We start from the raw sequence: 17391 nt of genomic DNA on the forward strand, positions 1-17391 counted from the left end.
GGGCCCTTGCCCCAGGGGCCCTGCCCGCCGTGGCGGCACCGGGTCGTCGGCCTGATCCGGCCGGGCGGTGGTCCATCGGCGCCCACGAGGCGTGCCGTCGTCCCTGCGCAGCCGGGGCCGTCCCCCGCTGCCACGGATGACGGATCCCGCTGCGCGGAAACCATGGCGCCTTAACCGGATGAAGATTTTCCAGGTGCGACGATCGCCGCCGACGAACTGCTGTTCCCGGGCCGGGGGGTCGATCCCCGTTCTCCTCGAAGAAGAAGCGGTGGGTGAGCCTTGCCGTGTCTGTGGAGTTGTCGAACCCGGTGATGGCACGGTGACATCGTTGACGCCCCCGGAAGGGCACTGTTCGGTCGGGCCTCATGCCTGTGTGGTCGGCCTCGCGCCACCTCTCCGACCTCTTCTCGCCGGGAAGGGATATCTCTTCTGGAAGTCCTTTATCCTTGTGTCCTGAACCCCTATGACCTGGTCGTGTGCTGTTCTGGACGGGCCGCGAGGGTTGGGCGGGTGAGAACTCGATGCCCATCGTTCTGGCTGGTCAGGGCCGGTTCTCCGGCTCGCCCCGGCGAAGCGGGTGTGGCTCGGCGTGCATTCACGCCCTGTTAGCCTGATGCGGCGTTCCGGTGCCCCCCCCCGCTCGGGATCGACCCGCAACGCCGGTCGCCCGGAAGATCGGTGCCGTCCCCATGTCCGCCTCCACGAACAAAGCATTGACGATGCCACTCGGAGGACGGTTCTGGGCCTTGTGGTCCGCCTCCCTGGCCTCGAATCTCAGCGACGGTGTGGCGATGATCGCGATGCCGTGGATCGCGTCTTCGCTGGCGCCCGACAATGCCGCTCTGGTGGCATTGGTGGCTGCGTTCGGGCGGTTTCCCTGGCTGTTTCTGGCGCTTCCCGCCGGAGTTCTCGTGGACCGGGCGCCCAGGTTCACGCTGATGGTCGCCTCCAACTCCCTCCGCATGCTGCTCTGGGGCCTTCTCGCCGTGGCGGTGTTCTTCGGATGGGTCTCGATCCCCCTCCTGGCGGTGTTCGCGTCGGCGTTCGGCGCGCTCGAGGTCTGTCACGACACGGCGGCCGAGACCGCGGTGACCTCCCTGGTCGCCAAGGAGAGGCTGGAGCGCGCGAACGGACACCTCCGATCCGGGGCCGTCGTGGCGCAGGAGTTCGGCGGCCGTCCGCTGGGCGGTCTCGTGCTGGCGCTCGGGTTGTTCGTCCCGTTCCTGTTCAACGTCGGCGCGCTGCTGGTATCGGTCCTGGCTCTGCTGCGGGTACGCGCCACCGCGCCTCCGGCCGACACGGCCACCACGCGGCAGGTCGCCGTCGGGTCCGTTTCCGGGCCCTTTGCGGCGACCGGCGCCCCACGTGGGCTCCGTGGTGTGGGGGCGGACCTGGCCGAGGGTGCGCGGGCCGTGTGGAATCAGCCGCTCCTGCGCGCGGTGGCAGTCGTCGCGGTGTTCGTGAACACCGCTTTCGCGACCATGCTCTCCACACAAGTCCTGTTCGTCCGCGACGCCTTGGGCCTCGGTCCGGCCGGCTTCGGACTGCTCATGGCCTTCGCCGCCGTCGGCGGGATCGTCGGGGGACAGGTCGTCTCCTGGCTGCGCGCCGCCCTCCCGTACGGAACGCTGCCGGTGGTGTGCCTCACCGGAAGCGGGCTTCTGTACCTGACGGTGGCGCTGTTTCCGAGCACGCCGGTGGTGGCCGGGGCGTACTTCTTCGCGGGTGGCCTGGTGCTGGGCTACGGGGTCGCGATGACCTCCGTCCGCCAGAGAGTCACGCCGGATCGCCTGCTGGGCCGGGTGAACGCCCTCATGCGCACCGTCACCTGGGGCATGAGCGCTGTGGGCATGGCGCTCGGCGGCGTGCTGGTGTCGTCCCTGTCCTCGTTCCTGAGCCAGGCGGACGCGCTCCGCGCTCCCTATGCCTTGGTGAGTGCGGTCTGTCTGGGCGTCGTGGTGCTCTTCGGTCGAAAGCTCACCCGTCTCGTGCGCGAGAACGACGTCTGAGCCCTCGCCCCTTTCCGGGAACCGTGCACGCCGCCGGTCCTCACCGCCGGGTGCGGTTGGCGGAGAGCCCGAGTTCCACCTCCGTCTTCGCCACGTACCCCGGGATCTGTTCCAGGGTGAGCGTGCGTTCGGGTGGCGGCTCCCGGTGCTCCGGGGCGGTCGTGCACCGCCCCGGAGCACCGGAGGGGTCAGTTCTGGCCGATGCCGGAGGTGATGGCCTTGGTGACGGCGGCGGTGAACTCGGTGGTGGAGGCGGATCCGCCCAGGTCCCGGGTGGAGGTGCCCGTGGCGATCGTGTCGGCGACGCCCTTCTCCATGATCTTCGCCGTGGTGGCGAGGGCGGGATCGTCGTGGCGGGCGGCGAGCCACTCGAAGAGCATCGCCGTGGACAGGATCATGGCGACCGGATTGGCGGTGTTGTGCCCCGCGATGTCGGGTGCGGAGCCGTGCGAGGCCTGCGCCATGGCCGTGTCGGCGGAGGAGTTGATCGAGGGGGCTGTGCCGAGCGAGCCGGAGATCTCGCCGGCCAGGTCGGAGAGGATGTCACCGAACATGTTCTCGGTGACGATGACGTCGAAGTCCTGGGCGCGGCGCACCAGGTGCACGGTCATGGCGTCGATGTGGAAGTCGTCCACCGCCACGTCGGGGTAGTCCTGGGCGACTTCCTGGCATACAGTCCGGAACAGGCCGGTGGTCAGTTTGAGCACGTTGGCCTTGTGGACGATGGTCAGCTTCTTACGGCGGGAGCGCGCCAGGTCGAAGGCGACGCGGGCGACGCGCTCCGTGGCGTGACGGGTGACGATGCCCATCGAGATCGCGGTGTCGGGCGTGGGCATGAATTCGCCGGTGCCGGCGTGAGTGTTGCGGTCGGCGTAGAAGCCCTCGGTGTTCTCGCGGACGATCACCAGATCGGCACTGTCGCACACCGCTTCGGCCCCGGGGAAACTCTTGGCGGGACGGATGTTGGCGAAGAGCTGGAAGTGCTTGCGCAGGGTGCCGGAGGGGTTCAGGGCGGACTTGTGCGGTTCGGGGTAGCTGACGGAGTCGTGCGGCCCAAGGACCCAGCCGTCGAGCGTCTCCAGAGCCCGCTTGGTCTCGTCCGGCACCGGGGCGCCGTGCGTGGTGATGGCTGAGGCGCCCAGCGGGAGCGCGACCCAGTCGATCGAGGCTCCGGCGGCCTGTGCCGCGGCGGTGGCGACCTCGATGGAGGAGGGGACGATCTCCGGTCCGATGCCGTCGCCTTCCAGCACGCCGAGGCGGTAGGTGGTGCTCATCTGCGGATCCTGTTCTTCCGTTGTCTTGGCGGAGGGGTGGGTTGTGTGCGCCCGCGGTGCGAGGGGCTGTGCCAGGGGGGTTCTCGCGTCGGACAACGCGGTCAGGGAACGGGTCGCGGCCTGCTCGCTTCCGCCGTCCTGGGTGTGTTCCAGGGTCAGCCAGCCGGTGAAACCGCTGCCGTCCAGTGCCTGCAGCAACCGCGGGAGCCGGGGGTCGCCCACCTCCAGCGGGCCCCGGGCGGCGGCTGCCGCGAGTTGGAGGCAGCCCGCGGAACCGGCGTGCCCGCCTACGACGGCGATCGGATCGAGGCCCTCGTGTTCCAGGTGGTGGGTGTCCAGCACCAGCCCGGCGCGGAGGGCGAGCCTGCGGGTGGCCGCCAGGGTTTCCTCCGGGGTGTGCCACAGGGAGGTGTTCCGACGCGACTGCGGCTCCAGCAGCAGTCTGCAGCCGTGGGCGGTCGCTTCCGCGGCCAGTCGCCGTACGGCTCGTTCGACCCAGTCGCGCTGCTTGTCCTCCAGACCGGGGAGGAAGACGCCGCGGGTCTGGCCGAGCGTGAGCGGCACGCCGAGCGCCCCGGCCAGACGGGCCGCGCCGAACAGCCGTCGGAGCGCGTGGTGGCGCACCTCCGGTGACGGGTCGGCCAGGGTCAGGCCGTCCTGTGAGGCGACCGGGCCGGTTCCGATGGCGAGCACGGCGAGTCCGGTACCGGCAACGGCGTGGGTGAGCAGGTCCGCGTCGTCGGCCGTCACGTCGCGCACCTGCACCTCCAGTCCGTCGAAGCCGAGTCCGGCGAGTGTTCGGGCGGCCTCGGCGAGCGGCGCGCCGAAGCCCAGCGGGACCGGGGCACGGCAGTCGTCCGAGGAGACGGTGTAGGCCACCGGCCAGGGCAGGAGGCCCCTCATGAGGCCGCTGCCGTCGTCGGCCGGTCCGGTTCGGTCGGGCCGGTGAGCAGACCGCGCAGCTCGACGGCGGCCGCCCCGGCGCCGTCCAGGACGGGGACGCCCAGCAGATCGGCCAGCGCGGGGCCGGCCGGGGCGAGGGAGTACTGGGCCAGCAGTACCGCCTGGACGTCGGCGGCTCCTGCGGAGTGGAGTGCGCGGGCCAGGTGCCGGGCAGCGGCCAGGGGGTCGTCGGCGCTCCCCGCGTCCTCGCTGAGCGCGGTCACGATCTCGACGGGGCGGTCCGATCGGACCGCGGGGGCAAGGGCTTCGAGCTGCGCGGCCGCGGCCGGGACGGCGGGTGGAGTGGAGGCGACCACGGCGATCCGGTCCCAGTCCCCGGCCAGGGCGACCCTGAACATCGCCTCGTCCGCCTTCAGGAGGGGCACGTGCCACAGGGTGCGGGCGGTGTCCACGACTTCGCCGTAGGAGGAGCAGGTCAGCAGTAATCCTTGGGCTCCTCCGTCCACCGCGTGCCCGATCAGGCGGAGCATGCGGCGGCGCAGTGCCTCGGTGAGGCGGCCGGCGGAGCGGGCATCGCCCAGGAGGCGGTCGTCCAGCAGGTTCCACACGCGGGCTTCGGGGAACTCCCGGTCGAACGCGCTCTTGGCGGTGCTGGCTCCGGTCGGCACGGCGTGGATCATGGCGACCAGGGGGCGGCTCTCGATCACCGGGGTTCCTCCTCTTCCAGGAGTCGGGCCAGGTGGTCTCATGCCTGGGCCTGCTCCGTTCGGCGTGGTGGGCGGGCGAAGGGCGGAGCAGGTCCCCGAGGCACGGGTGACCGTTCGGCTTTCTGCCGTGCGGCCACTGTAGGGAAAACCGGTCAACCGGTCAACCGGTTCTAAGAACAGGGGTCCGATTCGAGGAGAGTGCCCCCGGCTCGGCCGTCAGAGACCACTGCGCTGGTCGAGTGCCTCCTGCAAGCGCCTGGAGGCGCCCTCCATGTGATGGGCCATGGCCGCGCGGGCGGCTTCCGCGTCCCCCCGCTCAACCGCCTCGAAGATCGGAACGTGGTCGGCGTAGGCCACTTCGCGGGGTCGGACCGCGCCCGTGCGCTGGACCCAGCCGCGTTGGATCATGGCGCGCATCCCCTTGAGCACGTCGCGCAGGACCGTGTTCCCGGCGAGTTCCGCCAGGGTGGCGTGAAAGGCGGTGTCCGCCTCGGGGAACTCCTCGGCCGGGCACTCCCGCATCACCGTGAGGCGCGCTCGCAGCAGCTCCACGCCGGCGTCATCGCGTGCCCGGGCGGCCAGGCCGGCCACGACCACCTCCAGCTCGGTGCGGGCCTGGAGCATGTCCCGGGCTCCGCGTTCCCCGAGCACCAGGCCGAGCTCGAAGAGCCGGTAGAGCACGTCCGAGTCCGTGCCGCGGAAGTAGGTCCCGCTGCTCTGCCTGATCTCCAGCAGCCCCAGGAAGCCGAGCGATTTGATCGCCTCGCGCACGGTCGGCCGGTTCACCCCGAGCATCTCGGCCAGCTGTCGCTCCGAGGGGATGCGCTCACCCGGTTCCACCTGGCCCGACGTGAGGTAGTCGATCAGCCGTCGTGACACCTCTGCGGCGAGCGGTTCCCGTGGCGCGACCATGATCTTCGAGAGCTCGGCCATGAATTTCCTCACTTCAAAGTATTGACGAGTCGGCCCGAGTCTAGTTACCTACCGGAAACAGGACGACCGGTTAACCGGTTTACCGGTACTCCGGAGTTGCTTCATGGCGCACAAGGGCGCATGCGGCACTCCCCGGTCGGCGTCCGGGCCCGACGTCCCCGACGCCGGCACGCGATACGCGCCGACCGCGCCCACGACCCACGAGATCCACGCCGGCGATGCCTGGTGCCGCAGCCGCAGCCGAGCGCCCCGACCGGCTCGGGGCCCGCCCGTCGCGCTCCCCGCCGGGCTCATCCGAACCACGTGAACCGCGGCCGCCGCCTGTCCGGCGGTCCCGACCCCCGACCCCCGACCCCCGACCCCCGCCCCCCAGTAAGGAGCCATGATGCTCGCCGTCCTCGGCTTTGCCACTCTGGGCAGCTTCATGCTGCTCGTGATGCGGAAGTACCTCTCCGCCTTCACCGCCATCATGATCACCCCCATCGCCGCCGCCGTGATCGCGGGCAAGGGCGCCCAGCTCGGCGAGATGATCATCAGTGGTCTCGACACCGTCGCGCCCACTGCGGCCCTGCTGCTGTTCGCGGTCCTCTACTTCGGCCTGATGATGGAGGCCAAGCTCTTCGACCCGGTCTGCCGGGTCATCATCAGGGCCTCCAAGGGCGACCCTGTGCGCATCTGTGTGGGCACCGCCGTGCTCGCCCTCCTCGTCGCCCTGGACGGGGACGGCACCACCAGCTACATGATCATCTGCTCGGCATTCCTGCCGATCTACCGCCGCCTCGGCATGAACCCCCTCATCGTCGCCACCATCGCCGCCATGGCGCTGGGCACCATCTCGGGCACCACCCCCTGGGGCGGGGCCGCCACACGCGGCATCAGCGTCCTCCACCTGGACCCCACCGAGTACTTCGTCCACATGATCGGCCCGATGGCTCTGACCTCACTGGCCATCATCGCCGTCGCCTACTGGCTCGGGCTGCGCGAACGCCGCAAGATCGACCCGGAGGAACTGGCCGCCTACAAGCTGGAGATCGCCTCCGGGGAAGCGCTCGCCACCGTCCGCGCCGACTGGCGCATGTGGTTCAACGCTGGTCTGACCGTGCTGTTGATGGTGCTGCTGATCCTCGGGGTCGCTGAACTGCTGGTCCTGTTCATGATCGCCTTCGTCATCGCCCTGCTCGTCAACGTCCGCACCATCGGTGACCAGCAGGACCTCATCAAGCGCCAGGCCGCCAACGCCGTTCCGGTCATGATCCTCGTTCTCGCCGCCGGCGTCTTCACCGGCGTCATGACCGACGCGGGCATGATCAGAGCCATGGCCGACACGGCGCTCGCCGTCGTCCCCGAGTCCATGGGCAACCTGATCCCCCTCGTCACCGCCGTCCTCGCCCTGCCGCTGGGCTTCTTCATGTCCAACGACGCCTACTGGTTCGGCGTCATCCCCGTGCTCGCCGAATCGGCTGCCCAATACGGCATCGATGCCAACGAGATCGCCCGCGCCGGAGCCATCGGCCAGATCCTCCACATGATGGGGCCCACCTCCGCGCCCCTCTGGGTCCTTCTCGGCCTGGTCAAGGTCGAACTGGGTGATTTCCAGAAGCACGCCCTGCGCTGGGGAATCCCCGTCTCCATCGCCTACATCCTCTTCGCCCTCCTCACCGGAGCCATCAGCATCACCTGACGCTGCTTCACGGACGATTCCGGAGGGGGAGGGCAGATGCGTCAGGATCGGAGGAGGTGTCGTGCCGGGTGTGAGGGAGGTTCCGGCATGCACCGGGCCTTGGGGAGCTGTGCCTCCGGGGCCGCGGTGCTCGGCCGTCTCCTCCCGAACTCCACGGGCGTCGGCGGCCGACCGCTGGGCGTCGGTGTTCCCACCGAGGCGGACGAGGCCGGGGGCACGGTCCGGGGCCGGGCCCGCAGCGGTGGGAGCGGACCGCGCGGTGGAGTTTTACACGCCCTGGGCGGGGGCCTGCGGGGGAGGCGGCCGGGCTCCGGCCGGGAGGGCCGCCGGTCGGCCTCCTTCGGGAGGGCGGACCGGCGGCCCCGGCAGGGTCAGCCTCGCGGGTCGGCGAGGGCCCCGACCGGCCCCTCGACCCGGTAGTCGTCCAGGGCGGTGACCGCGTACCCGGCGCCGTCCTCCAGCGGTGCGTCGTCGGCCAGGGCGGTCCCCCCGGTGAGCCCCACGAGGTTCTCCGGGGCCAGGGCGGCGCACCGCGCCTCCTCCGAGCCGGTGTCCGCGCCCGCGGGCAGGCGGTAGACCGCGTAGAAGCGGGCGGCGTCGGCGGCGTCCCACTCGACCTCGACCCGGTCGCCGTCGGTCCGGGCCTGGACGCCCCCGACCTCGCCGACGAGCGGGCCCTGGTTCTCCGGGGCCTCCGCCTGCGGCGGGAGCGCCGGCCGGCCGTAGTGGGCGTCGGCGAGTTCGGCGTAGGCGTCGGAGGCCTGCTCGCGCAGGTTCTTGATGGAGAAGTAGATGTCCCCTCCGACCTCGGGCAGCTCGCCGGAGTAGTCGAGCTGGGTGCTGAGCGCGTCGTCGCCGCGCCAGCCCTCCTCGCCGACCCGGTAGGCGGCCTGGCCGATGTAGAGGTCCACGCCGGTGCCCTCGACCTCCGAGGCCCACCAGTCGGTCATGGCCTCGTAGTCGGCGGTGGAGAAGCCCCTCTCCCAGTACAGCTGCGGGGCGACGTAGTCGACGGTGCCGTCCTGGATCCAGGTGCGGGTGTCCGCGTACTGGGCGTCGTAGGACTGGAGGCCGGAGCTGGGCGAGCCGCTGGGGTCGGTGCTGTCGTTGCGCCAGATCCCGAACGGCGAGATCCCGAAGCTCACCCAGGGCTTGGTGGCCTCGATCCCCTCGTGGACGTCGGCGATGAGCCGGTTGACGTTGTCGCGCCGCCAGTCGCCCCGGTCGTCGAAGCCGTCGCCGTGCTCCTCCCAGCTGGCGTCGTCGTCGAACTCCTCCCCGTCCTTGGGATAGGGGTAGAAGAAGTCGTCGAAGTGGACCCCGTCGATGTCGTAGCGCTCGACGACGTCCATGATGACGCCGGTGACCCACTCCCGGACCTCCGGGTTGCCCGGGTCCACGTACGCCTCGTCGCCGTAGTCGACCAGCCAGTCCGGGTTCTCCTTGACAGGGTGGTCCTCGGCCATGTCCTCGATGTCGGGGTCCTGGAGGCCCACGCGGTAGGGGTTGAACCAGGCGTGCATCTCCAGCCCGCGCTCGTGCGCCTCGGCCACCGCGTACTCCAGCGGGTCGTAGCCGGGGTCGCCGCCCTGCTCGCCGGTGAGGTAGCGGGCCCACGGCTCCAGCTCGGACTCGTAGACCGCGTCGGCGGTGGGGCGCGCGTGCAGGAAGACGGCGTTGAGGCCCATGTCGACGGCGTCGTCGAGGTAGGCGTCGAGCTCGTCCTTCTGCTCCTGCGCGGACAGGCCGGGCTCGGAGGGCCAGTCGATGTTGCGGACGGTGGTGAGCCACGCCCCGCGCATCTGGCGCTCGGCGCCCCCGCCCTCGCACTGGAGCGGGGCCGCCGCCGTCCCGGCCTCTCGCGTGCCGGGGGCGTCGCCGTCGGCCGCCCCGCCGCCGGAGGCGGCGCAGCCCGACAGCAGGAAGGTGGTCGCGGCTGCCGACGCCGCCCACCGCGCTGCGGTGCGCCGCGTGCTCCCGGCCCGTGCCACTGATCCCATGAACGGTTCTCCTCTGAGGTCCTTGGCGCACAGCCGTCCCCCTGGCGTGGCGCCGCGACCAAGGCTAGAGCAGGAAGTCAATTTTTGGACACGATTCGGACAACTTGTGGATAACGTCGCATCAAGGCAGGCGAGGGAACATTATCGCGGCGCAACGAAACACCGCCGGGCAGGGGGCTTCGCCCCTCCCGCACCCCCGAGGAGGGTCAAATCGGCACCATCCGGGCCGTCCGCCCGGGGAAGCACGAGGGGCGGAGACCGCACCGACCTCGGACGGACCGGGACACAACCGCCCCGGGCGAGGTCCTACACTCGGTGACCGTGAACGTCGCCCTGAGCCCACCCAAAATGTTCGTCCGCACCGTTCCCCTGAGCGATCACACCGCCGGCCTGGTCCGCCTCCTGCCGGACGGCGCCCCCCTGGCCTGGCTGACGGGGGACGAGGGCGTCGTGGGCTGGGGCGAGGCCGCGCGGCTGGACCTGGGCACCGAGCCCGAGGGGACCGCGCCGACCGACACCACCCGCTTCTCCGAGGCGGCCCGGTGGCTCAACGGGCTCATGGAGCACGCCGAGGTCTCCGACGGGGTCGGTGCGGCGGGGACCGGCCTGGTCGCGTTCGGGACGTTCGCCTTCGCGCCCACCTCCCCCGGCTCCGCCCTGGTCGTGCCCCGCGTGCTGGTCGGGCGGCGCGGCGGGCGCAGCTGGCTGACCACGGTCGGCGACGAGCCCGGGGACCGCCCGGGCGAGCTCCCGCCCCCGGCGTCCGCACCGCGCCCCGTGGGCCCGGTCTCCTGGACGCAGGGGTCGCTGTCGGGGGAGGACTGGATGTCCGCCGTGGCCGGCACCGTCGAACGCATCCGCGCGGGGGAGCTCGACAAGGCCGTGCTCGCGCGCGACGCCTTCGCCGAGGCCGCCTCCCCCATCGACGTCCGCACCCTCCTCGAACGCCTGCGCCTGCGCTTCCCGAGCTGTTTCACCTTCTCCGTCGACGGCATGGTCGGGGCGACCCCGGAGCTCCTGCTGCGCCGCGAGGGCGACCGGCTCACCTCGCTGGTCCTGGCCGGGACCCGCCCCCGGGGCGAGGACCCGGGCGACGACCGGCGCCTGGCCGACGAACTCCTCGCCTCCGCCAAGGACGTCGACGAGCACCGCATGGCCGTGGACTCCCTGCGGACCGCGCTCGCACCGCTCGCCGAGGAGATGGAGGTCCCGGCACGGCCCAGCCTGCTCCGGCTCGCCAACGTGCAGCACCTGGCGACCCGCGCGCACGCGCGCCTGTCCCCCGGGGTCTCCGCCCTGGACGCCGTCGCCGCCCTGCACCCCACCGCCGCCGTGGGGGGCACGCCCACCGGCACCGCCATGCGGCTGATCGCCGGGGCCGAGGGCATGGACCGCGGCGGCTACGCCGGCCCGGTCGGCTGGGTCGACGGGGCGGGCAACTCCGAGTGGGGCATCGCCCTGCGCTGCGCGCACGTGGACGGCGCCCGGGCCCGGCTGTTCGCGGGGGGCGGGATCGTGGAGGGGTCGGTGCCGGAGGCCGAGCTCGCCGAGACCGAGTCCAAGTTCCGGGTCATGCGCGAGGCCCTCACCGACGGGGCCTGAACGGCCCCGGCCCGCCGCGCGGGCCGTGTCACATCCCGGAAACACGCGGGCGGTACTTTACCGCCCATGCGTATCGACATCGTGAACTGGGACGATCCCGACGCCACCGCCCTGCGCGCGGGGCAGCGGGCGGAGATCGCCGAGCGTTACGGCACCCCCGACTCCGAGCCCGGGACGGCCCCCTCCGCCGAGGACATCGCGGTCTTCACCGTGGCCCGCGACGGCTCGGGCGCCGCCGTGGGGTGCGGCGGGCTCCGCGACCTCGGCGGCGGGGTGGGCGAGGTCAAGCGGATGTACGTCCTCCCCGCGGCGCGCGGCACCGGCGCGGCGCCCCTGGTCCTCGCCGCGCTGGAGGACTGGGCGCGCGGGCGCGGGTGGACGCACCTGCGGCTGGAGACCGGCGACCGCCAGCCGGACGCCGTGCGCTTCTACACCCGGTCGGGCTACACGCCCATCCCGTGCTTCGGGGCGTACGCGGGGTCGCCGTCCTCCCTGTGCTTCGAGAAGGCGCTCGGGGCCCCGCTCCCGGCGGCCTCCGGGGCCGGAGCCGCGGCGCGCCTCGACTGAGGCGGCCGGGCACGCGGACCGGGCCGGGGCCTCCCGCCGGCGGCGGGAGCGGAACCGGCCGTCCCCGCACGGAGGAGGTGGCGTCCGCCGCCCCCGCCGCGGGCACGGGACGGTCGGGCCGGACCCTTCGCGTCACACCGGCCGCGTTCGCGTCCGGGCGGACGCGGACCCGGAGCGGGCCCGCACGCCGGGTCAGGAGACCGGGGCGTGCTCGTCCCAGTGGCCGTCGTGCTCGCGGTGCAGGTGCCCGTCGTGCACGTAGTCCACATGGTCCCCGTGGGGCACCGCCACGTGGCCGCACCCCTCGCCGTGCCGGTGCCCGTGGTCCTCGTGCACGGTGTGCTCCTCGTTCGCGCACTCGTCCCAGTGGCCGTCGTGCCCGTGGTGCAGGTGCCCGTCGTGCACGTAGTCCACATGGCCCTGGTGGGGCACCGCGACATGGCCGCACCCCTCGCCGTGCCGGTGCCCGTGGTCCTCGTGCACGGGATGCGTCGCCGTCATCTCTCCCCCTCTGGACGGTCCGTCGTCCCGGTGTGGCCGGGACGCGTGCCCGACCAGTCCATCAGAGATCGTCCGCGGTGAAAAGGGCCTGGTCGGCAATGGTGGACAGCTCCGCCAGGCGCCCGTCCTCCATGCGCAGGACGCGGTCGGCGTGCGCGGCCTCCCGGGCCGAGTGCGTGGCGTGGACCACCGCGACCCCCCGGGCCCTCTCCTCGGCCAGCACCGCCGTGATGCGCTCGCGGGAGTCGGCGTCCAGCCCGGTGGCGGGCTCGTCCAGCAGGAGCAGGTCCGCCCCCTGCGCCAGTCCCTGGGCCAGCAGGACCCGTTGGCGCTGTCCTCCGGACAGGTCCCCCAGGACGCGCCGGGCCAGGTCTGCGACGGCCAGCCGGTCCATGCAGGCCTCGACCACGGCCCGGTCCCCGCGGGTCAGGCGCCGCCAGGGCCCGCGCTCGGCCCAACGGCCCATCTCGACGGTCTCGCGCACCGTGACGGGCAGCGCGTCGGAGACGGCGCTGCGCTGGACGACGAGGGCGGGACGCCGGGCGGCGCCCCGGCGGACCCTTCCCGCCGTCGGGGCCAGGGTCGAGGCCATCACCGCCAGGAGGGTCGACTTCCCCGAGCCGTTGGCGCCGACCAGGGCCGTGACAGTGCCCGCGTGGACCGTGGCGGTGACGCCGTGCAGGACCGCCCGTCCACCGTAGCCCGCGTACACGTCCTCCAGCGCCACTGCGGCTGTTGCCGCCGCATCGACCGATGTCATGACCACTCCCGATTTGGTATTGAAAACGGTTTTCATTATAGAGTGCCCGACATGGAAGCCCTGTTCGACCCGTTCGAGGTCGTGTTCGTCCAACGCGCCCTGTGGGGAGGCGTCCTCGTCTCGCTCATCTGCGCCCTGGCGGGAACCTGGGTCGTGCTCCGCGGCATGGCCTTCCTCGGCGACGCGATGTCGCACGGGATGCTGCCCGGCGTCGCGGTGGCCTCGCTCCTGGGCGGGAGCCTCTTCGTCGGCGCGGCCCTGGCCGCCGTCGCCATGGCGCTGGGGGTCACCGCCCTGAACCGGTCGCCCCGGCTCTCCCAGGACACGAGCATCGGCCTGCTCTTCGTGGGCATGCTCTCCGCGGGCGTCATCATCGTCTCCCACTCCGGCTCCTTCGCCGTGGACCTGACCGGCTTCCTCTTCGGCGACGTGCTCGCCGTACGGGAGCGGGACCTGCTCCTCCTCGCGCTGGCGCTGCTGGCGGCCCTGGTGATCGCCGTCGGGGGCCACCGCTCCTTCGTGGCCCTGGCCTTCGACCCGCGCAAGGCGACGACGCTGGGGCTGGCGCCCCGGGCCGCCCACGCCGCCATGCTCGGCCTCGTCACCCTGGCGGTGGTGGCCTCGTTCCACGTGGTCGGCACCCTGCTGGTCTTCGGCCTGCTCATCGCCCCTCCGGCCGCCGCCGCGATCTGGGCCCGGAGCATCCCGGCGATCATGGTCGGCGCCGCCCTGCTGGGCTCCGCCTCGACCTTCGTGGGCCTGCTCGTCTCCTGGCACTGGGGGACGGCCGCCGGGGCCAGCATCTCGGCCACCGCCGTCGCCCTCTTCTTCGTCTCGGTCGCCTCCTCCCGCGTCCGCCCCCTGCTCGGGGCGCTGCGCCGGACCCGGGCCGCCGACGCGCCCCCCGCACCGATCCACGCCCACGAAAGGTCGAACGTGTCATGAACCGCCCCCACCGCAGGACCGCGGCCCCCGGGGTGTCCGCCTGGATGCTCGCCGCGGCACTGCTCACCGGATGCGCCTCCGCCCCGGACCCGCAGGAGCCCGAGGACGGGGAGGCCACGCCCCACGGTTACGTCGAGGGGGCCGAGGAGGCCGCCGAGCCCCAGTCCCGCCTGGTCGTCGCCGACGCCGAGGGGGCCGTCCAGGTCCTCGACCTCATCACCGGGGAGACCACGCTCCTGGACCCGGTCGGGCCGGTCGACGGGATCGCCGGCGACGGAAGGTTCGCGTACCTCTTTTCATCCGATGAGCGGATGACAACCGTGATCGACAGCGGCACCTGGACCGTGGACCACGGGGACCACATGCACTACTACCGGGCCGACATCCGCCCGGCCGGAACCGCCGAGGGGATCGCCGCCGCCAACGCGGCGACCGACACCGCCCTCACCGCGCTGACCGACGGCGGCGGCGGGGTGTCCCTGCTGGACCGCCCCTCCCTGGAGGACGGGGCGGTCGAACCGGTCGACATCGCCACCACCGGGGACGCCCCGGCCGTCGTCGCCCCCCACGGCGGGGCGGTCGTCACCGCGGGTGCGGACGGGGTCCACGTCGACGACCGGTCCGGCGAACCGGTCCTGACCCTGGACGAGGAGTGCACCGACCCCCGGGGCCAGGCCACGACCCGGCGCGGCCTGGTCATCGGGTGCGAGGAGGGCGCCCTCCTGGTCACCGAGGACGACGGGGAGTTCGCCGGCGAGACGCTCCCGTACCCCGACGGCCTGCCCGACGGCGCACGGGCCGAGGAGTTCCACCACCGGCCGGGCGCCGGAGCCCTGGCCGCGGTGCCCGCCCCGGACACGGTCCTCGCCCTCGACCTCGCCGAACAGCGGTGGGACCACTGGGAGCTGCCCGGCGTGGTCTCCGTCGCGGCCGTCGGCGAGGGCGCCTCCGTCCTGGCGCTCACCGAGGACGGGGTCCTGCGCTCCTTCGACCCCGGAACGGGAGAGGAGCGGGCCCGGACCGAGCTCCTGGACGAGGTCGACACCGAGCACCCGCCCTCCATCCGGGTGGACACCTCCCGGGCCTACGTCAACGACGTGCGGGGCGGCCTGGTCCACGAGATCGACTACAACGACGACCTGCGCGTGGCGCGCACCTTCGAGACCGGGGTCGCGCCGCAGTACATGGTCGAGACCGGACGGTGAACCGATGACCGACCCCCGAACCGCGAACCCGCGCCGCACCGGCGCCGCCCTGGCGCTCGCCCTGGCCGTACCGCTCGGCCTCACCGCCTGCACCCCGGGCGGGGAGACCGGCGGCGGCGTGGTCGTCACCACCAACATCCTCGGCGACATCACCCGCGCGGTGGTCGGCGACGAGGCGGAGGTGACCGTGCTGATGAAACCGGACGCCGACCCCCACTCCTTCGGCGTCTCCGCCCAGGAGGCCGCGACCATCGAGGAGGCCTCCCTGCTCGTCCACAACGGCCTCGGCCTGGAGGAGGGGGTACTGCGCAACGTGGAGTCCGCCGAGGAGGCGGGCGTGCCCACCCTCGCGGTCGGCGAGCACGTCGACCCCCTCGCCTACACCTCCGACGAGAGCGAGGGCGAGCCCGACCCGCACTTCTGGACCGACCCGCAGCGGGTGGCCACCGCCGTCGGCCTCATCACCGAGAACGTGGTCGCGGAGGTGGACGGCGTCGACGCCGACGCCGTGCGGGCCAACGCCGCCGCCTACGAGGCCGAACTGACCGCCCTCCACGGCTGGATGGGCGGGGAGTTCGACGCCATCCCGCCCGGGGACCGCAAGCTCGTCACCAACCACCACGTCTTCGGCTACCTCGCCGACCGCTACGGGTTCGAGGTCGTGGGCGCGGTGATCCCCAGCGGCACGACACTGGCCTCGCCCAGCGCCTCGGACCTGAGCTCGCTCGCGGAGACCGTGGAGGAGGCCGGGGTCCGCGCGGTCTTCGCCGACTCCTCCCAGCCCGACCGCCTGGCCACCGTGATGGCGGAGGAGGCCGGGGTGGAGATCGACGTCATCCCCCTCTTCTCCGAGTCGCTGACGGCCGAGGACGGGGACGCGGCCACCTACCTGGACATGATGCGCGCCAACACCACCGCGATCACCGCGGGCCTGGCCGCACCCTAGACCCCGCCCCGCCCCCGCGCGGCCGGGCGCGACCCCCTCCGCCCTCCCCGGGGAGGGCGGCCGCGCCCGGCCGCCCCAAGGGGCCGGCCGGACCCCCCGGACACCGGCGCCGCCGCCCGGCGCGTGCCGCGCACGAGAACACGACCCCTGACACGAGGACCGAGACACCATGAGAACACCGCACACCGCGACCAGGGCGGCCCTGCCCGCCGTCCTGTCGGCGGGACTGCTGCTGACCGCCTGCTCCACCGGGGCCGACAGCGCCCCCGAGGAGGAGGCCCCGGCCGCCGACACCGCCGCCGCTTCCGTCGCCGAGCCGATCGCGGTCACCTACGACGGCGGCGTCCTCGTCCTGGACGGCACCACCCTGGAGGTCGCCGGGAACATCGAGCTGGAGGGCTTCAACCGGCTCAACCCCGCCGGCGACGACCGCCACCTGTTCGTGTCGACCTCCGACGGGTTCCAGGTCCTGGACGCCGCCGCGGGCGAGCTGACCGACACCGTGTTCCCCGCCGACACCCCCGGACACGTGGTCCGCCACGGCGGGCGCACGGTGCTGTTCGCCGACGGCAGCGGCGAGGTGACGTCCTTCGACACCGACGCCCTGGGCGACGGCACGCCCGAGGACCTGGACGTGTACACCACCGAGGAGGCCCACCACGGGGTGGCCGTGGAACTGGAGGACGGCGAACTCCTCGTGACCCTCGGCGACGAGGAGGAGCGCGTGGGCGCCGTCGTCCTGGACGCCGACCGGGAGGAGATCGCCCGCAGCGAGGACTGCCCCGGCGTCCACGGGGAGACCACCGCCGGGGGCGAGACCGTGGTCATCGGCTGCGAGGACGGCGCCCTGATGTACCAGGACGGCGAGTTCACCAAGGTCGAGGCCGAGCACGACTACGGGCGCATCGGCAACCAGGCCGGCTCGGAGGACTCGCCCATCGTCCTGGGCGACTACAAGACCGACCCGGACGCCGAGCTGGAGCGCCCCGAGCGCGTCGCCCTGGTCGACACCTCCGACGCCTCGCTGTCCCTGGTGGACCTGCCCTCCAGCTACACCTTCCGCTCCCTGGGCCGCGGCCCGCAGGGCGAGGCGCTGGTCCTGGGCACCGACGGGTCGCTGCACGTCATCGACCAGGAGGAGGGCGAGATCACCGACTCCGTCGAGCTGATGGACCCCTGGGAGGAGCCGCTGGAGTGGCAGCAGCCCCGCCCGGCCCTGTTCGTCCGGGGGGAGACCGCCTACGTCACCGACACGGCCACGCGCCAGATCCACGCGGTGGACCTCGGGACCGGTGAGGTCACCGCCTCGACCACGCTGGAGGAGACCCCCAACGAGCTCAGCGGCGTGAGCTCCTGAC

The 17391-nt window shown here is 72.7% G+C and carries 14 protein-coding genes; 8 read left to right on the forward strand and 6 right to left on the reverse strand.

All coding sequences use genetic code 11. The features are described 5' to 3' along the window. Nucleotides 1–689 precede the first annotated feature (689 nt). Nucleotides 690–2009 (forward strand): MFS transporter, encoded by a 1320-nt coding sequence (locus ACWGL3_RS23205; RefSeq protein WP_267949573.1) that lies wholly within the window; start codon nt 690–692, stop codon nt 2007–2009. A 188-nt stretch (nt 2010–2197) separates the two neighbouring features. Here ACWGL3_RS23205 and ACWGL3_RS23210 read toward each other — a convergent pair whose 3' ends face one another. From ACWGL3_RS23210 to ACWGL3_RS23220, 3 genes are all read right to left on the reverse strand, one after another. Next, complete coding sequence (locus ACWGL3_RS23210) at nt 2198–4186, reverse strand: isocitrate/isopropylmalate family dehydrogenase (RefSeq protein ID WP_452461775.1); 1989 nt, start codon at nt 4184–4186, stop codon at nt 2198–2200. Beyond that, nucleotides 4183–4893: an aspartate/glutamate racemase family protein gene (locus tag ACWGL3_RS23215; RefSeq protein WP_267949575.1), complete on the reverse strand. Its 711-nt coding sequence runs from the start codon at nt 4891–4893 to the stop codon at nt 4183–4185. Before ACWGL3_RS23215 ends, ACWGL3_RS23210 begins: the two co-directional genes overlap by 4 nt. Nucleotides 4894–5109: 216 nt before the next feature. Then, a complete protein-coding gene (locus ACWGL3_RS23220; RefSeq protein WP_267949576.1) occupies nt 5110–5826 on the reverse strand; it encodes a FadR/GntR family transcriptional regulator in 717 nt (238 codons plus the stop codon). Between the two features lie 382 nt (nt 5827–6208). On the opposite strand from ACWGL3_RS23220, the gene ACWGL3_RS23225 reads away from it, so the two are divergent. Further along, the gene (locus ACWGL3_RS23225) at nt 6209–7507 is read left to right on the forward strand and encodes a CitMHS family transporter (protein ID WP_452461776.1); all 1299 of its coding nucleotides are present in this window, start codon (nt 6209–6211) and stop codon (nt 7505–7507) included. Between the two features lie 371 nt (nt 7508–7878). On the opposite strand, the gene ACWGL3_RS23230 is transcribed toward ACWGL3_RS23225, so the two are convergent. Then, complete coding sequence (locus tag ACWGL3_RS23230) at nt 7879–9507, reverse strand: glycoside hydrolase family 10 protein (RefSeq protein WP_452461777.1); 1629 nt, start codon at nt 9505–9507, stop codon at nt 7879–7881. Between the two features lie 321 nt (nt 9508–9828). On the opposite strand from ACWGL3_RS23230, the gene ACWGL3_RS23235 reads away from it, so the two are divergent. Next, a complete protein-coding gene (locus ACWGL3_RS23235; protein WP_267949446.1) occupies nt 9829–11109 on the forward strand; it encodes an isochorismate synthase in 1281 nt (426 codons plus the stop codon). 66 nt (nt 11110–11175) lie between these two features. After that, nucleotides 11176–11676 (forward strand): GNAT family N-acetyltransferase, encoded by a 501-nt coding sequence (locus tag ACWGL3_RS23240; protein ID WP_267949445.1) that lies wholly within the window; start codon nt 11176–11178, stop codon nt 11674–11676. A gap of 192 nt (nt 11677–11868) precedes the next feature. On the opposite strand, the gene ACWGL3_RS23245 is transcribed toward ACWGL3_RS23240, so the two are convergent. Both ACWGL3_RS23245 and aztA read right to left on the reverse strand, forming a co-directional pair. Then, nucleotides 11869–12177, reverse strand: coding sequence for a threonine dehydratase (locus tag ACWGL3_RS23245; RefSeq protein WP_267949444.1), 309 nt, complete (start codon nt 12175–12177; stop codon nt 11869–11871). Between the two features lie 61 nt (nt 12178–12238). Then, entirely contained in the window at nt 12239–12937 is a 699-nt protein-coding gene (gene aztA / locus ACWGL3_RS23250; protein ID WP_452461778.1) for a zinc ABC transporter ATP-binding protein AztA, read from the reverse strand. Nucleotides 12938–12988: 51 nt separating this feature from the next. Between aztA and aztB the strand changes: the two genes are divergently transcribed. The 4 genes from aztB (at nt 12989) to aztD (ending at nt 17390) form a co-directional block, all read left to right on the forward strand. Next, complete coding sequence (gene aztB / locus ACWGL3_RS23255) at nt 12989–13882, forward strand: zinc ABC transporter permease AztB (RefSeq protein WP_267949442.1); 894 nt, start codon at nt 12989–12991, stop codon at nt 13880–13882. Further along, nucleotides 13879–15087, forward strand: coding sequence for an ABC transporter (locus ACWGL3_RS23260; RefSeq protein WP_267949441.1), 1209 nt, complete (start codon nt 13879–13881; stop codon nt 15085–15087). Before aztB ends, ACWGL3_RS23260 begins: the two co-directional genes overlap by 4 nt. A 4-nt stretch (nt 15088–15091) precedes the next feature. Beyond that, the gene (gene aztC, locus ACWGL3_RS23265) at nt 15092–16033 is read left to right on the forward strand and encodes a zinc ABC transporter substrate-binding protein AztC (RefSeq protein ID WP_267949440.1); all 942 of its coding nucleotides are present in this window, start codon (nt 15092–15094) and stop codon (nt 16031–16033) included. Between the two features lie 169 nt (nt 16034–16202). Next, complete coding sequence (gene aztD / locus ACWGL3_RS23270) at nt 16203–17390, forward strand: zinc metallochaperone AztD (RefSeq protein WP_267949439.1); 1188 nt, start codon at nt 16203–16205, stop codon at nt 17388–17390. The last annotated feature ends 1 nt before the right edge of the window (nt 17391 follow it).

The organism is Nocardiopsis sp. NPDC055824 (assembly GCF_053616335.1).

Coding starts and splice junctions, on each gene's coding strand:
- ACWGL3_RS23205 (WP_267949573.1), top strand. CDS start 690: ATGTCCGCCTCCACGAACAAAGCATTGACGATGCCACTCGGAGGACGG.
- ACWGL3_RS23210 (WP_452461775.1), bottom strand. CDS start 4,186: ATGAGGGGCCTCCTGCCCTGGCCGGTGGCCTACACCGTCTCCTCGGAC.
- ACWGL3_RS23220 (WP_267949576.1), bottom strand. CDS start 5,826: ATGGCCGAGCTCTCGAAGATCATGGTCGCGCCACGGGAACCGCTCGCC.
- ACWGL3_RS23225 (WP_452461776.1), top strand. CDS start 6,209: ATGATGCTCGCCGTCCTCGGCTTTGCCACTCTGGGCAGCTTCATGCTG.
- ACWGL3_RS23230 (WP_452461777.1), bottom strand. CDS start 9,507: ATGGGATCAGTGGCACGGGCCGGGAGCACGCGGCGCACCGCAGCGCGG.
- ACWGL3_RS23240 (WP_267949445.1), top strand. CDS start 11,176: ATGCGTATCGACATCGTGAACTGGGACGATCCCGACGCCACCGCCCTG.
- ACWGL3_RS23245 (WP_267949444.1), bottom strand. CDS start 12,177: ATGACGGCGACGCATCCCGTGCACGAGGACCACGGGCACCGGCACGGC.
- aztA (WP_452461778.1), bottom strand. CDS start 12,937: ATGACATCGGTCGATGCGGCGGCAACAGCCGCAGTGGCGCTGGAGGAC.
- aztB (WP_267949442.1), top strand. CDS start 12,989: ATGGAAGCCCTGTTCGACCCGTTCGAGGTCGTGTTCGTCCAACGCGCC.
- ACWGL3_RS23260 (WP_267949441.1), top strand. CDS start 13,879: ATGAACCGCCCCCACCGCAGGACCGCGGCCCCCGGGGTGTCCGCCTGG.
- aztC (WP_267949440.1), top strand. CDS start 15,092: ATGACCGACCCCCGAACCGCGAACCCGCGCCGCACCGGCGCCGCCCTG.
- aztD (WP_267949439.1), top strand. CDS start 16,203: ATGAGAACACCGCACACCGCGACCAGGGCGGCCCTGCCCGCCGTCCTG.